Annotated in this window: 11 protein-coding genes; 9 read left to right on the top strand and 2 right to left on the bottom strand. The window is 53.4% G+C overall.

Annotated features, from left to right (window positions below; genetic code table 11):
* Entirely contained in the window at window positions 1-1,506 is a 1,506-nt protein-coding gene (locus JNJ77_17100; protein ID MBL8824307.1) for a glucose-6-phosphate isomerase, read from the bottom strand.
* Window positions 1,507-1,652: 146 nt separating this feature from the next.
* On the opposite strand from JNJ77_17100, the gene JNJ77_17095 reads away from it, so the two are divergent.
* From JNJ77_17095 to JNJ77_17075, 5 genes are all read left to right on the top strand, one after another.
* Window positions 1,653-2,858, top strand: a complete 1,206-nt coding sequence (locus tag JNJ77_17095; GenBank protein ID MBL8824306.1) for a 2,3-bisphosphoglycerate-independent phosphoglycerate mutase — start codon at window positions 1,653-1,655, stop codon at window positions 2,856-2,858.
* A gap of 137 nt (window positions 2,859-2,995) precedes the next feature.
* On the top strand, window positions 2,996-5,983 hold the full coding sequence (locus JNJ77_17090) for a hypothetical protein (GenBank protein MBL8824305.1): 2,988 nt from the start codon (window positions 2,996-2,998) through the stop codon (window positions 5,981-5,983).
* A gap of 6 nt (window positions 5,984-5,989) precedes the next feature.
* On the top strand, window positions 5,990-7,087 hold the full coding sequence (locus tag JNJ77_17085) for a tetratricopeptide repeat protein (protein ID MBL8824304.1): 1,098 nt from the start codon (window positions 5,990-5,992) through the stop codon (window positions 7,085-7,087).
* Between the two features lie 108 nt (window positions 7,088-7,195).
* Window positions 7,196-7,516: a hypothetical protein gene (locus JNJ77_17080; GenBank protein ID MBL8824303.1), complete on the top strand. Its 321-nt coding sequence runs from the start codon at window positions 7,196-7,198 to the stop codon at window positions 7,514-7,516.
* A gap of 2 nt (window positions 7,517-7,518) precedes the next feature.
* Complete coding sequence (locus tag JNJ77_17075; protein ID MBL8824302.1) at window positions 7,519-7,887, top strand: DUF5615 family PIN-like protein; 369 nt, start codon at window positions 7,519-7,521, stop codon at window positions 7,885-7,887.
* A gap of 4 nt (window positions 7,888-7,891) precedes the next feature.
* Here JNJ77_17075 and alaS read toward each other — a convergent pair whose 3' ends face one another.
* Complete coding sequence (gene alaS, locus JNJ77_17070) at window positions 7,892-10,771, bottom strand: alanine--tRNA ligase (protein ID MBL8824301.1); 2,880 nt, start codon at window positions 10,769-10,771, stop codon at window positions 7,892-7,894.
* A gap of 227 nt (window positions 10,772-10,998) precedes the next feature.
* Here alaS and JNJ77_17065 point away from each other — a divergent pair, with 227 nt between their 5' ends.
* From JNJ77_17065 to JNJ77_17050, 4 genes are all read left to right on the top strand, one after another.
* Window positions 10,999-12,489, top strand: a complete 1,491-nt coding sequence (locus tag JNJ77_17065) for a S41 family peptidase (protein MBL8824300.1) — start codon at window positions 10,999-11,001, stop codon at window positions 12,487-12,489.
* A gap of 98 nt (window positions 12,490-12,587) precedes the next feature.
* The gene (gene purD / locus JNJ77_17060) at window positions 12,588-13,937 is read left to right on the top strand and encodes a phosphoribosylamine--glycine ligase (GenBank protein ID MBL8824299.1); all 1,350 of its coding nucleotides are present in this window, start codon (window positions 12,588-12,590) and stop codon (window positions 13,935-13,937) included.
* A gap of 26 nt (window positions 13,938-13,963) precedes the next feature.
* Entirely contained in the window at window positions 13,964-14,323 is a 360-nt protein-coding gene (locus tag JNJ77_17055) for an SUF system Fe-S cluster assembly protein (GenBank protein ID MBL8824298.1), read from the top strand.
* A 24-nt stretch (window positions 14,324-14,347) separates the two neighbouring features.
* Window positions 14,348-16,174 carry a CocE/NonD family hydrolase gene (locus JNJ77_17050; protein ID MBL8824297.1) on the top strand — a complete coding sequence of 609 codons (1,827 nt, stop codon included), beginning with the start codon at window positions 14,348-14,350 and terminating at the stop codon, window positions 16,172-16,174.
* Window positions 16,175-16,192: the final 18 nt, after the last annotated feature.

The raw sequence follows: 16,192 nt of genomic DNA, 5'->3' as shown, positions 1-16,192 counted from the left end.
CTACTCTGCAGTATTCTTCTTGTTGATATCCTGCGTACTGGCTGCACGCAGCAGATTCATCATGTTACGTTTGTACGCTTCCACCCCTGGTTGACCATAGGGGTTAATACCCATCAATTTGCCTTCGACGACCGTTGCCAGCATGAGCATCTGCATCAACTGGCCCATGTTGTATTCAGAGAGAGTAGGCAGCACAATTTCGCAGGTGGGGCGTGCCGCATCGGAATAGGCATCGTTGGTGCCACGATTAGCTGCCTGCATGATGGAAGGGTAATTTCTGCGGCTGAATTCATTCAGGCCATCTTCATTGCGATCTGACATACCGATGGCAATGGGGCCAGATTTGTTGGACTTCACCGTGATGTTGACGATCAGCTTATCGCGTTTGCCTTCCTGGAACTGTTGTCCACGCGAATGGAGGTCGCGAGTCATGACCGAGGTAATCGGCGTAGCACCCCGGCCCTGTTTACCCAGGCTTTCAGCCATGAGTTGATCGTACCACAAACCGAGCGCTTCAAGCTTCTTCGACCAGACAGCCATGACTCGCATCGACTTGCCAAGTTCTTCGGTCATCAAGTAGCAGACTGCAGCAAACTGGAGAACGATGTTGCGTTCAAAAGGCTCCTCCAGGAAATTGCGGGTTATACTCGAGGCGCCCTGCAGTAAGGCACGGATATCAAGCCCCATCAGGCCAGCAGGCAGCAGACCGACAGGCGAAAAGATGGAAAACCGTCCGCCCACTCGATCAGGAATAGTAAAAATTTCATCGTCGCCATACCCCTCAGCTTTGAAGAGCCTGCGCAGAGGCGAATCACCGGGGCCGGTAACGGGGATGATCAACTTGCGAGCGAGTTCCGAGCGTGGGCCATACAGTTCGACGGCTTCCTTGCGGAAGACGCGGAAGGCTGCAGCGGTTTCCAGAGTCTTGCCACTCTTGCTGATGACTACCGTTGCCCAGCGTTCCTGCTGATCGTCAGGCGACAGGCAGGTGTTCTGGAAGAGTTCGAGCAGTTCCTGAAGGGCATCATTATCGACATTGTTGCCTTCGAAGTAAAACCTTGGTATGCCCAGTCTCGCTTCGAATGGAAGCTCGTTGTGATACAGGCTGCGTAGCGATTCAAAGAGTGCCCGCGCTCCCATATAGGAACCGCCGATGCCAAGGACCAGGATACGATCGCATTGATCGCGGAGCAGCGATGCGACCGCCTGAATGCGGCCCAGTTCGCTTTTCTCACGATTTCGGCGGAGATCGTTCAGAAGTTTATCAGGAAGGTCGATGAAGCCGCTGTCAAGTGGGCGTAAATGGGCTGGTGGGTCCTGCAATTCGCGTTCGGTAGCCACCTGTCCTTTGACTTGCATCATCTGCGGTACAATGGCCTTGAGCCGTGCTGCAGTGAGGTAATGCTGATGCTGCAGTTCGGCAAGAGGCTTCCATTCATCATCGATCAGTGGCTGGCTGAGCAGGGACTGATAGTTAAACGAAATAGCCTCGTCGGGTAATTGCATGAAACCGGTTTTCCTTTGGATGACGAGACAGTGAAGTCTAGCATGTCTCTGCGGTACCCGCAAATCCCTCTTGGGGCTAGGCATGCGTCCGTTAAGCTCTATTGTGTACCAGTGTAGTATCTATTTATCATGCGGTAAGAGAATCCATGCATCAACACGACCTGATACGCAGCCTGCGGGAGAAGAATAACAGCAAGATTCTGCTGGTTGTTGCGGATGGACTGGGCGGTTTGCCTGCCAATCCCGGCGGTTTGACCGAACTGGAAACCGCATTGACACCCCATATGGATGAGGCTGCGCGTTCTGGGGTATGTGGTTTGAGTATGCCGGTTCTACCGGGAATTACGCCGGGTAGCGGCCCCGGACATCTGGGGCTGTTCGGTTACGACCCACTCGAACATCAGATTGGTCGTGGCGTGCTCGAAGCGCTTGGCATCAATTTCCCCGTAGGTGGCAAGGATGTCGCCATCCGAGGTAACTTTGTCACTGTTGATGCAGAAGGTAAAATCTCCGACCGTCGCGCAGGCAGACCCACCACCGAACGCTGCGTGGCTATGTGTGCCAAGATGCGACAGATCAAGATTCCCGGCGTAGAGCTATTTGTTGAGCCGGTGAAAGAACACCGTTTTGTACTGGTGCTGCGTGCCGATGGTCTGGGTGACAAGGTGAACGACACCGACCCGCAGGCGGTTGGCGTCAAACCTCTGATTGCAGAGGGCGAAGACAGCGCTTCGAAGAAGACAGCAGACCTGGTGAATCAGTTCATTGCAGCCGCAGCCAGGGTTCTGCACCAGGATGCTCCCACCAACATGGTGACGCTGCGTGGTTTCGCTCGCTATCCACAGATTGCCACGATGGAAGACATCTATGGCTTGCGATCATGTGCGGTGGCGGTTTACCCGATGTATAAAGGCCTCGCCCGACTGGTGGGCATGACCATTTCCGAATGTGGCAACACGTTAGCCGAGCAGGTCAATACGCTGGAAAAACTCTGGAGCCAGTATGACTTCTTCTTCCTTCACTACAAGTACACCGACAGCACAGGTGAAGATGGCAACTTCGATGCCAAGGTGAAAGCCATTGAAGCACTCGATGTCGAAATCGGACGCATGCGTGCACTGAAGCCTGATGTGTTCATTATCACCGGCGACCACAGCACGCCCAGCAAGCTGAAGAGCCATTCGTGGCATCCGGTGCCTACGTTACTGGTGGCAGATAGTTGCCGCACGGATGGTGTGACTACTTTCAGTGAAAAGGAATGCCTTACGGGTGGGTTGGGACAGTTCCAGGCCAAGCACCTGATGCTGCTGGCGATGGCGCATGCGCTACGATTAGGGAAGTACGGGGCGTAAGCATTCCTGACCGCTTCGAAAAATGCACTCGCCAAGGGAACACATCTGCGGTAAAGTCTGCAGAGATACCACTTTCTCAGACTTTCATGTGCATGATTCGGCAACTACTGACTTTCTTCGTTTTATCGTTTAGTTGTGTGGCATCCGTCAACGCCCAGGATTTGCCGCCACAATTGCAGCTGGTTCAGGGTTTGCGGCACCGGGGTTACCATGACCTCGCACTGACATACCTGGAAAAACTCCAATCACAGCAGACCACTCTCAGCCCGGAAGTGAAAGCAGCATTGCCTCTGGAACTGTCTCGCAGCCGCGCTGATATTGCTGCAACGATGTCCACAGGCAGCGAACGGGACAAATTGCTGAATACTTCGCGCGCTGAACTGGAAGCCTTCCTGAAAACCAATCCACCTCCCGGACTGGCAGGCGAGGCACAACAGGCGCTGGGCAACGCCGTGGCGGAACAGGCCCGCAGTTTGGCCGCGGGCTTAGATCGGGCAGGTATCAACGCAAGTCCACCAGCAAAGGTTGCTGTAGAAATGCAGAAGGCAGCACTGGCCAGGTTTGATGAAGCTGATCGCATTTTTGCAACACTACAGAAACAGCAGGAAGATTTGCTGGGCATCAAGCCTGCTCCTGAAAAAGCTCCATCGAAAACTCTGACCGCCGCAACCTCGCGAAGCAGTCCGTTATATCTAAGCACGCTTTACTACCGTGCACTGGCCCGTTACGACAAGAGCCGGATTGCAGGGCTGGGTATTCGTGATTCCGGTTTAGCTAATGATGAAGCAAGACAACTTGCTGAGAAACTCGCCACCTATCGTGGTATCAGCTCGGCAGGCTGGCAGGGCTTCGCCCTTTATGCAAGAACTCTCGAAGGCGCTGATGATAATCGTGCCAACCAGATTTACCGCAATATCGATCAAGCCAATTCACCCAATGCGATCATTGCACAGCGGGCGGTGCGTTACTTCCCACTGGCGCGGGCAGATGCATCAGGCGACATCACCGAAAGAAGTCAGGAACGGGACCGTTACCGGACCATGGCGGAACGCTGGCTGCAACTCTACAGTACCAGTGCAGGCAACAGCCGTGATGCCCAGCATGTTCGCTATATGCTTATCCGTATTTATGCTAAGGAACTGGAGGAAACGCCTGAAAATCGACGACAGACTGCGGAGGCTCAAGCTAAGCTCGACCGTGCCTTGCACCTGATTGATGAAATGGACAACGGCAGGAGTGATCATCAGGAAGCCCTAGAGCGGATGAAGTTCAGCATGTTGCGGGTCAGTGGTCGAGCCAAGGGGCCTGTTGAATCACTCAAGACTTTTGATGAAGCACTGCTGCGGGCCTCGCTGGAGTTTCACAACCAGCAGGTGCTGGAAGCCAAATTGAAGGAAGTGGGACAGGCACCGGCACGCAAGGATGTGGAAGCACAGTTCAACCAGCAGGTGGCAGTTACACTGACAGCATTGCGGCGTGCTCAGGATTTAATGAGGGAATCCAACCTATCGGAGAAAAACCGCGTTCGCGTGTGGAACATGCTGCAAAGCTGCCTGCGTCGCACTAACGATGGTCCGCGAGCCGCTTTGATCTGCGAACATCTGGCTAACACGGCCCGACAACCTGATGTGGCCCAGGCTGCTGCTGTGGAAGCCATGCGGCTGTATCAATTCCTGAGTCGGCAAGGCAACACGGTCGATGCCACTGCTACCCAACGATTGCTGGCAATGGCCCACATGCTCGATCAACGCTTTCCCGATTCACCGCAGGCAGATGAAGCCCGTTCGATTCTGGGCCGTGATCTCATCAGCAAAAAGCAGTACGATGCAGCCATCGACATGCTGGGACGTGTCAAAGTCAACCCCGGCACAGCACGTTATCTCTCGGGTTTGGCTGCGTGGACCAAACATCGGGATGTGACTCAGGGTAAAATCGTGCAAAAATCACCTGAAGCAGATCGTGCCTTGAAATTACTGCAGGAATCGGTCGCTGCATTTGCTCAACAAAAAAGCAAAGATGCTTTGGAACAGCGAACCGAAGTGCAGGCCATGCTGCTGATCCTGGGTATCCAGGATACCTTTGGAGATTTCCAGAGTGTTATCACTAGTAGCCAGCCATTGCTGAAATGCATTGAAGACAAAGCGATGCCGGATGGCATCACCCCCGGCACCGAACTGCAGGTCATGGAAACCGTCATGAATGCCTACCTGCAGCTTCGCCAGACACAACAGGGAGCAACACGCCTGCTGGCGATCATCAGCAAACGACAGAAAGATCCAGCCTGGCGTGACAGCACAAGGTTTCTGCAGGCTACCGCTTCCAGGCTGCAAGCGCAGATGGAGGAATACCAGAAACAGGGAGAAAAGGCCAAGACACAGTATGATTCCACGCGCGACGGCTTCAAACAGTTTCTGGAGATTATTGCAACGCACCCGCAACTGCCTTTACAGCAGCGTATCTGGCTGGGTCAAAGCTACTCAGGGATTGGCGACTATGCACGGGCTGTAAAAGTTCTTTCAGATATCAAACCACCTGCCGCCAATCCTGCCTCAAAACAGGAAAACCCCGACGATGAGACGAAACTATATCGGCAGGCTACGTCGCTGCGGATTGGTGCCTTGCGGCAAGCAGCACTCAGCGAACCTGATGCCAACGACCGCGACAAGGCCTTGGCCCAGGTGGAAAAGGAAATGCAGCAGTTGATGAAGGAACCCTGGGCACGCCGTAGTCCACCCCTGTTGCGGGATGAAATCATGTTGCTCCAACTGCGAGGCAACTACAGTGGTAAAGCTGGAGCCATCGCCCGCTGGGATCAGTTCCGAACCGCAGTCCGGCCTCACATCGACAAAAGCCCTGCGATGAAGGATCTCTTTACCGAAGCGACCTATCACCTAGCCTATTGCCTGTATCAGGAATCGCTGTTGCTGAAGAATCCTGATATGCAGAAACAGGCAATTGATCGTTCAGCCGGAGTCGTTGTGGATGCACTGCAATCGAGTTTGACTTCGCCGAAACAGGCAGAACAGTATCGCAAGCTGCTGGATGACCCGAAACATGCAAAACTGAAGGATGCCGTCGAGCGATTACAGAAACCCGCGAGAGGCAACACTATTCCTTCGAAGTGAGATATCATGAAGCAACTTAGCCTCTTTCTTCTGCTGACGCTGGCTGGTGTAGTCCAGGCACAGGATCGCGTTACCTTTCTGGATCGCAGTTCGAAGACGGGCGGAACATTGCTACGATCAGGTTCCATCGCACAGGAAGACCCGGGCAAGATTACGCTTAACTCAGGCGATGGCCGGCGTAGTGACATCCCTGTTCCCGATGTGGTAGACGTGATTTACGATGGTGAACCGCAGGCGGAGATGAATTCCGTCAGGCAGTCGGAACGTGATCATCGCTACGATGCAGCCCTGGCCGCGTGTAGCGATGCCATGAAGAAAACTACACCTGATAAGAAACTGTTGCGACGCCATCTGGAATACAAAATGGCGGAGCTAAGGTCTATCCAGGCGGAAAAAGGAACTCCGGCAGCCCAGGCTATTGATGCCCTGCGGGTGTTCATCAAAAATCATCCCGATTCCAGACAGTCGCTCAGTTGCCTGGAAACACTTGGAAGGCTGCTGATTGCCAGCGAAGAACCGGTTACCGAAGTGCTGGATTCCCTTGCTCAACTACGATCACGTTTCGGCGCCGACAACAAGGAAGTTGCCAACCGGTGCGATCTGATTCGCAGTGATCTGATCCTGCAGCAACTGTCAGCCTTGTTTGCCAAAGCTGGTGCAGCAGGCAGCAAATCGCAACTGACCGCCGCTTCGAAATCGCTCCAGGAACTTCAGACTATTTCTGATCGCAGTATTCATCCGGAACTTGCTGCCCGGATTATTTTCTGCCAGGTCCTGCAGGATCCAAGCAAAGCTCCTGAACAGTGGGAAGCTCTGCTGGCAACTACCGACGACCCTACCAGCCGAGCTGCGATACATTTAACCCGTGGCGATTTCTATCGACTGACCAGGAAAGACCGCGAAGCGATGTGGGATTATCTCTGGGTTGATACGGTCTATTTCGCAGATCGACATCAGCAGGCCAAAGCGCTATACCAGTTGATGGAAGTCTTTGACAAGCTAGGCGACCAGGCGAAAGCACGCGATTGCCGGGAACGATTGCGGAATGACAACCGGCTGAAGGATACGCGATATCACCGGCTGGCTGCCGGAGGCAAGAGTTAAGTTTTTCTCTGCATAGCCAGTGCCACAGTCAGTAGATAGCGGATACGGTTTATTGATGTTTACATTTGACTCTTTGGCTTGGGAGCAGGCATGTGATATAATAATGACATGCAGCTTCCAGAATTCCTATCCGCTGATAGTGCAGGCCACATACATGTGACGGGGCATCGTATTGGCTTGGAAGACATCGTCTTTTTTTACAGACGAGGCGATTCTCCCGAGATGTTGCGTCTGCAATTTCCCACTGTTTCGCTCTCCACCATGCACCGCATTATCGCCCACTACCTGGATCACCAGATGGAGATTGACAGTTATGTAGACGCCAGCCTGGCGGAAAACGAACGGCTGAGAGAAACCACGCCCAAGCATGGCCCCACCCTGGATGAACTACGCCAGCGCTTCTCGCAACGATATGCCCGCGGCGCCTAGTGATGAACCTGCGATATCTACTTGACGAAAATCTTCGTGGACGACTGTGGCACTTGATCGAACGTCACAACGCACTCGGAATCCATCCGATTGGCGCAGTTCGTGTGGGTGATCTGGAGGAACTTCCACTCCGAAGCCTCGACCCTGATATTTTGGAGTGGTCGGCCCAAAACCAGCGTATCCTGGTTACATTTGACAAAGGCACCATGCCAGCCTTTTTCCAGGCGCGGATAAAAAGTGGACTGCACCATCCTGGGATGTTCCTGCTTCGGCGAGACGACATGATGAATAATGTTTTGGAGTTCCTGGTGCTGGCTGCATATGTCAGTGACGTATCCGAGTGGATGGATAGGTACCGCTTTATTCCTTAATTCCTTACTTCAACTTCCCCGCCGCCTCATTTCTGGCTGCTTCGATGGCTTCCTCCAGTTTGCTGGGGTCTTTGCCACCCGCTTGGGCAAGAGTTGGTTTGCCGCCGCCTTTGCCGCCGACGATGCTTGCGGCGAGGCCGACAAGTTTGCCGGCGTGGATGCCTTTGGCGGTCACATCTTCGGTAGCAGCAGCGATCAGCGTTACCTTATCTTCAGCGACGGGCCAGCCGACGATGATGACGCAGGAGCCAGACTTCTGCCGAATGCGGTCCAGTTGCGTGCGGACGGCTTCATCAGCCACGCCTTCAGGCAAAGCACCGGTGATGATCTTGATGCCATTGATGTCCATCGCGTCAGCCAGCATCTTGTCAGCGACCATGCCCAGGTCGTGGCTGGTGCCCTTCTTGAGTTGATCCTTCAGCTTCTTCTGTTCATCCAAGAGGCCGATGATGCGTTTGGGCAGATCGGTCGGCTGGCACTTGAAGAGCGTGGTCAATTCGCTGAGGACACGGTCAGCGTTCTGCACGGCTTCCACAGCCTGCTTCGCGGTGACAGCGGTAATGCGGCGGATGCCTTTGCCAACAGCTTCTTCGCCGACGATCTTGAAGAGGCCAATAGCCCCCGTGCGGTCGAGGTGGGTGCCGCCGCAAAACTCGGTGCTGAAGCCATCTCCAATCTGCACGACGCGGACAGCATCGCCATACTTGTCGCCGAAGAAGGCTTTGACGCCAGGCAGTTTCTTGGCTTCAGCGATGGGGAGTTCTTTCGAGCGAACTTCCAGATCGAGATAGACCTTCTCGTTGACGAGTCGTTCGACTTCGGTCTTCTCACTGGTGGTGAGGGCAGCGGAGTGGCTGAAGTCGAAGGTGAACTCGTCGGGCTTGACCTTGGAACCACGCTGTTCGACGTGGCTGCCGAGCACTTTCTGCAAAGCCCAATGAGCGAGGTGGGTGGCAGTGTGGTTCTTGCGGGTGAAGTCGCGTTCGCTGGAGACGGCGAGGTTCACCGTATCGCCTGCGTTCAGCTTGCCTTCGATGAGCTTGCCGACATGGGCGATGGCGTTGCCGAGCTTGGTAGTGCTGTTGACTTCGAACTTACCGTGCTCAGTGGAGATGGTGCCGGTGTCGCCGACCTGTCCGCCTGATTCGGCGTAGAAGCAGGTGCGATCAAGGATGAGGGCGACTTCCCCTTGTGTCCGTGAACCCGTGGTAACGAACTGGTTGTCAGCAATCCAGCCGAGGAGTGTGGCCTGGCCGGTGCTACCCGACCACTTGGGGCGGTCATCGGTGGCGGGGAGTGGCGTAGCGACGTTGAGAGCGACTTGGCCGGTGGTGGCTTTGCCGCGGGACTTTTCTTCGTGAGCTTCCATGGCAGTTTGAAACCCCGCTTCATCGGTGACTAACCAGCGTTCCTGTGCCATCTGCCTGGTAAGGTCAGGCGGAAAGCCAAAGGTAGTGTAAAGATCAAAGATGAAGTTGCCTGGAATGATAGGACTCTGCTTGCAGAACTTCTGCACCTGTCTTTTAAAGTCTTCTGTCTTGCTGCTCACGATTACCTTAAAGTCTTCTGTGACAGTATCTCCTGAACGCTTCATGAAGGTAACTTGATGGCTCATCTCTCCTGGTGTCGAAGAATAAGGTTCGAGACCCTTGCTTGAGCCACCAATAATGGGTCGAGCATCCAGCTTTCTTTCTCGAACAACCTGGTTGGCAAAACAACTAATGGTCATTTCCTCGAACAGTGACAGCCCCCTGTCAATCGTTCTCAAGAAATCCACCTCCTCCCCACGTATCTGCTCAGCCACCTTGCCGGGGTGTGCTTTCAGTTCGGGAAAGGCATCACCCATTTGATGGACGACAGCGGGGACGAGTTTGTAGAGGAACGGTTCGCGCTGGCCGAAGGTCTGGTAGCCGAAGCGGACGGCACGGCGGAGGACGGAGCGGACGACACTCCCCCTGCCCTTGTTGCTGAACTCAGCATGGTCAGTTAGCGAGAACGTGAGCATGCGGAGGTGATCAGCGAGGACGCGGAAAGCGATGTCCTTCGGATCATCCAGTTTGCCGGTATATTTCGCTGATAATTGATCGCTGATAGCTGACAGCAATGGTGTGAACACATCGGTATCGTAGTTGCTGTTCACCCCTTGCAGTACGGAGGTGACTCGTTCGAAGCCCATGCCGGTATCGACGTGCTTAGCTGGCAAGAGTTCCAGCTTCCCGCCCGGGGTATTACGGTTGTACTGGATGAAGACGAGGTTCCAGATCTCCATCACTTCGGGAACGCCAGCATTGACGAGCTTGCCGCCACTGCCATCGGGGGTGCGGTCGATATGGATTTCAGTACATGGACCGCAGGGGCCGGTTTCACCCATCACCCAGAAGTTATCCTTCTTGCCGAAGCGATGGATATGCTTGGGGTTGATGTCGGTGACTTTGGCCCAGAGTTCAGCAGCTTCATCGTCGCCTGGCACGCCTTCATCGGGCGAGCCGCCGAAGACGGTGGCATGCAATCGCGTCTTGTCGATGCCCCAGACTTTCGTGAGCAGTTCCCAGGCCCAGCGGATGGCGTCGGCTTTGTAATAGTCGCCGAACGACCAGTTGCCGAGCATTTCGAAGAAGGTGTGGTGGTAGGTATCGCGACCGACGTCTTCGAGATCGTTGTGTTTGCCGCTGGCTCGGATGCACTTCTGCGAATTGACAGCCCGTTTGTAGGGCCTGCTGCCGGTGCCGAGGAAGACATCCTTGAACTGGTTCATGCCGGCGTTGGTAAAAAGGAGCGTGGGATCGTCGAGCGGTACCACCGGCGAACTGGGCACGAAGGTGTGGCCACACTTCTCGACGAAGAACTGGATGAATTGCTTGCGAATGTCAGCAGAGGTTGGCATAAAGGTTAAGCCAGATAATGGGATTAATGTCAATGATGACATTCTCCGGGTGGGATCAGGTTCGTCAACAGGAACTTCATTCAGCTTCAACTCAATAATAAAGGCATTGCAGTTTGACACTTACCGTACGAGAAAGATGTGCTCTCCAATGTGAAGGAGTTGTATACCTCAGGTTGTGCGAAATGCAAAGGCCGGTATAATTCCGTATCGACCGTGGGAGCCAGTTTATGCCTCGTCGCAATGCTGTTTGGATTCTTGGGATTCTGCTGCTCAGTATCGCAGCATGGACTGCTGCCCAGGGTGGGCTGATTCCACCGCGTGGGCCGATGCAGTTTGTCAAAGGGTTCACCTCGCAAGGCAAGGATTATGAAAATCTGGCTTTGATGATCGATGTCATGCAGCACATTGACATGAATTACGTTCGTGACTTGAAACCTGCAGAACGGCGCAAGTTCATTGAAGCGGCGATTGATGGCGGCTTGGCCAGTCTCGACCCCAATTCGAGCTACATCAGCCCGAAAGAATACACGCATTTCAAGAAACAGAGTGAAGGGAAATTTGGAGGCATTGGCGTGCAGGTGGTCGTCAACCGCGATACCAAGCGGGTGATGGTGATTACACCCATCATGGGCACACCAGCCTATCGGGCAGGTATCAAGCCAGGCGATGAGATTGAAGCCATCAACGGTGAAAAGGCGCAAGGTCTCAGCAATGATGATGTGGTGGATCGCATCTCAGGCTCTCCGGGGACTACGGTGACTTTGACGATTCGTCGACGGGGTTCAGGTCGTCGCATGGAAATTACCCTGACCCGTGAAGAGATAACCACTGAAGGCATTCTTGGCGACAAACGGAAACCTGACCAGAACTGGGATTTCTTCGTCGATGCTGGCCGACAGTTTGGCTACATCCGCATCGCATCGTTCGGTTCCAATTCGCTGGAAACATTGACGAAGGCACTGCAGGAACTGCAGAAGGATCATGCCCAGGGACTTATTCTTGATCTGCGCAACAACCCTGGTGGCTCACTGGAAACAGCCGTATCCATGGCAGATTTGTTCATAGATTCGGGAGAAATCGTTCGCGTAGAAGGCCGCAACGAAGAACCACGTATCTATCAAGCCAAGAAGGAAGGCACTTTCTTTACCGGCTCCAATGCCATACCGATCGTGGTGCTGGTCAATGAGATGTCAGCATCGGCCAGTGAAATTGTGGCATCCTCGCTGCAGGATCACAAGCGTGCTGTGGTGATTGGCGACCGCAGCTTTGGCAAGGGTAGCGTGCAACGACTCTATCCCATGGAAGCGGGCACCAGCCGACTGCGGCTGACCACTGCCAAGTATCTTCGTCCCAGCGGAAAGAACATTCACAAATTCCCCGACAGCAAGGAACAGGACGATTGGGGCGTGCGACCTGATATTGAAGTGAAACTGTCGCCCTTGGAAGAACTGGACTGGCTGATTGCCCGTCGTGATCGTGATATCATTCGTGATGAAGAAAGCAGCCGGATGGATCAGGTGGAAAAGATCACTACGATGTTTGGCCCATTAAGCATGATGCCCGGCTGGAGCGGTGCAGCAGGCGCTATTGCAGGGCTGGCGGAAACAGCAAATACCATGTCAGCACTCAATCGCTCTACTCGCCCTTATCAGGATAAGGTGCTGGAAAAGGCATTGGAATATCTGAAGGCCCACACACGCGAATCGCGCACGACTTGATGCTTGCGCGGAAGTAAAGTGAATCATTCAATTCAGTGGCAACTCCTCGCTACCTTGATAGCATGAAAGCAGATGCAATCATGCGTTGAGGAAGCGACGTGAAGGTTCTTGTCATCGGCAAAGGTGGGCGTGAACACGCCCTGGTCTGGAAACTTACTCAATCTCCACGTGTGAAACAGGTGTTCTGCGCACCGGGGAACGCCGGAACGGCTCTTGATGCCAGCAATGTCGCCATCGAGCCGGAAGAAACTGACAAGATCATTCGATTCTGCAAGAAAGAGGAGATCGGACTGGTAGTCATCGGCCCGGAAGCGCCGCTGGCAACGGGTTTGACTGATACACTGCAGAAGGCAGGCATCCGTGTCTTTGGACCATCAAAGCTGGCTGCAGAACTGGAAGCCAGCAAGGTTTTTGCAAAGGAACTGATGCGACATGCCGACATTCCCACGGCAGAGTTTCGCTGTTTCGATCATCCCGAACCTGCCAAGCGATACATTGAAAGCCGGGACTATCCCGTCGTGGTAAAGGCTGACGGTCTCTGTGCGGGCAAAGGAGCCATTGTATGCTCCAATACTGCTGAAGCACTTGCGGCACTTGATCTCATCATGGTCAAAGAAGCGTTTGGCAAAGCAGGCCGGCGGGTGGTAGTGGAAAAGAGGCTGGATGGGTACGAAGTCAGCGTGCTGGCCCTGGTTTCCGGCCGGGGCATTTTGACGCTGCCTTTAACGCAGGACCATAAAGCGGCTTTTGACAACGATCAGGGGCCGAACACAGGTGGCATGGGTGCTTACAGCCCGGCAACCACGGTAACTCCAGAGCAACTGGCTGATATTGAGAAGTCGATCATTGTGCCAACGGTACACGCGATGCGACGAGGGAGGCGATCATTCCGTGGCGTGCTCTTCACCGGTGTGATGATGAGCAGCCAGGGGCCTCGAGTGCTGGAATATAATGTGAGATTTGGCGATCCGGAAACGCAAGTCATTCTGATGCGGCTGCAATCTGATCTGCTTGATCTGCTGGAAGCGGTGGTCGATGGTACTCTGGATACACTGGACAGCGACAAAGTCGTCTGGGATCCCCGGCCGGCAGTAACTGTAGTCTTGGCTGCACAGGGTTATCCCACATCAAGCAGCAAGGGCAAGCTCATCACGGGTTTTGAAAGTGCTTCCCGTGTTGAAGATACCAAGGTATTCCATGCCGGCACCAGGATGGTTGACAACCGTGTGCTGACTGATGGTGGACGCATTTTGAACGTTACTGCGTTGGGGAATACGCTGGCAGAAGCACGGGAGAAGGCTTACAGTGTTATTCCCAAACTTGAATATCAAGGCATGTTCTTCCGCACGGACATTGCTTTGAAAGCGCTCACCGTTACGAAACCGAAGAAAAAGAAGAAATCGAAAGAAGTCACTGAGACCGAAGCAGATGCAGTTTCGAAGGAGTGAGCATGTCGTCGAGAACTCCGCTCGGAATGAGTAAGCTGGGAATTGGCACTGGAAAGGAACCTGAGTTTCAGGATGATCCTGAGCTGCCGATGCAGGATCGTGTTGCCAACGTCATCAAGACGATTTTCGACCCCGAAATTCCTGTCAATATTTATGAACTGGGACTGATTTACGAAATTGCAGTCAACGCCGCGAATGATGTCGCGGTGAAAATGACTTTAACTTCTCCGGCATGTCCGGTAGCTGGTTCGCTGCCTCGACAGGTTGAAGAGAAAATTGCCAGCCTGCCTGGAGTGCACTCCGCCAGGGTGGAACTGGTATGGGAGCCACCGTGGTCGCAGGAACGCATGTCGGAAGCAGCACGGCTGGAACTTGGCTTCTTTTAAAATACCTTTCCTAGTGAGACGAACATGATAAGGCTTCAGGGAACTATCTGTCTGTTGATCCTGTTCCAACCAGCACTTCAACTGTCTGGCCAGGAAAAGTCTGACAAGATATCCTACGATCGCCGCAGTGAAAAAATTGCCATGCGGGATGGCGTGAAGTTGTACACCGTCATTCATACGCCGAAGAAACAGACGGAAAGTCTGCCCATTATCATGATCCGCACGCCTTACAATGCTGACCGTCCCAACCCACTGAATTCCTACCTGAAGAACCTTGCAGAAGACGGATACCTCTTTGTGTTTCAGGATATCCGAGGCCGCTATCAATCGGATGGCGAGTTTGACATGATTCGCGCACCCAGAGACAAGAGCAATCCGCAGGCGATTGATGAAAGCAGCGATACCTACGATACGATTGAATGGCTGATCAAGAATGTGCCTCAGAATAATGGCCGGGTGGGCATGCTGGGCATCTCGTACGATGGCTGGCTGACGACCATGGCTTTGATTGATCCTCACCCGGCACTCAAAGCTGGTTCACCGCAGGCTCCGGTAGCGGACATGTACCTGGGAGATGATTTCCATCACAATGGGGCATTCCGATTAAGCTATGGGCTGGAATATGTCACCATGATAGAGACCGACAAGCGCTCCAACCAGTTCAAGTTTGACAAAGTGGATACGTACGAATGGTATTTGAAACTCGGGCCACTCAGCAACGTCAACGAAAAGTACCTTAAAGGCAAGATGCCTACCTGGAACAACTTCGTCAAGCATCCCAACTATGATGCTTTCTGGCAGAAGCAGGCTGCATCGAAGTACATGAACGAAGTGAAAGTGCCAACGCTCACCGTGGCAGGCTGGTGGGATCAGGAAGATTTTTATGGTCCACTGACGACGTACTCCCAGTTTGAGAAGAAAGACACGGAAAAGAAGAACTTCATGGTCGTCGGTCCCTGGAATCACGGCGGCTGGGCGGGTGGTGATGGCAGTTCGCTGGACAAGATCAAATTCAACTCACCGACGGCACAATACTACCGCGAAACGGTTCAGAAGACTTTCTTTGATAAATATCTGAAGGACAAGGGAGACATGCCGTTTGAGGAAGTGATGACTTTCCAGACGGGCAGTAACCGTTGGGTCAATTCGAGCCAATGGCCACCGAAAGAAGCCAGGACCAGACAACTTTATTTTCATGAAGATGGCAAGCTGAGCTTTGATGCCCCGCAGACTGCTGAAGCTTCCGATTCATATGTATCGGATCCTCGCAAGCCGGTGCCGTACCGTGAACGGCCTATCCGCCCAACTTACAGCATTGGGTCTACCTGGAGCGTGTGGCTCGTGCAGGATCAGCGTTTTGTCCACAATCGACCTGATGTATTGAGTTACGAAACAGAGCCATTGCACGAGGATACCGTCCTGGCAGGCAATGTGTTTGCCAAGCTGTTCGCTTCTACCACAGGCAGTGACTGCGACTGGATCGTGAAACTCATCGATGTCTATCCAGACAACTATTCCGAAAGCAAAATGGCAGGATATCAGCTCATGGTGGCCAACGATGTCTTCCGTGGGCGATTCCGTGAAAGTTTTGAAAACCCCCGGGCAATTGAGCCTGGTAAAGTAAATGAATATCAAATAAACCTGCATTCGATGAATCACTGCTTCCGCAAGGGGCATCGCATTATGGTGCAGATACAAAGCACCTGGTTTCCTCTGATTGATAGGAATCCCCAAAAATTCATCCCCAACATTTTTGAAGCAACAGAAAAAGATTTTCAATCGGCAACACATACCATTCATCGATCAGCGTCACAACCGAGCCACCTTATCGTTCAGCAATTGCCAAAATAGCGGCTTTGGCAATGAGTT

The sequence above is a fragment of the Planctomycetia bacterium genome, assembly GCA_016795155.1.
Taxonomy (GTDB): Bacteria; Planctomycetota; Planctomycetia; order Gemmatales; family HRBIN36; genus JAEUIE01.
Note: the sequence above shows the minus strand (reverse complement) of the source record. Positions and strands in the feature narration are given on the sequence as shown.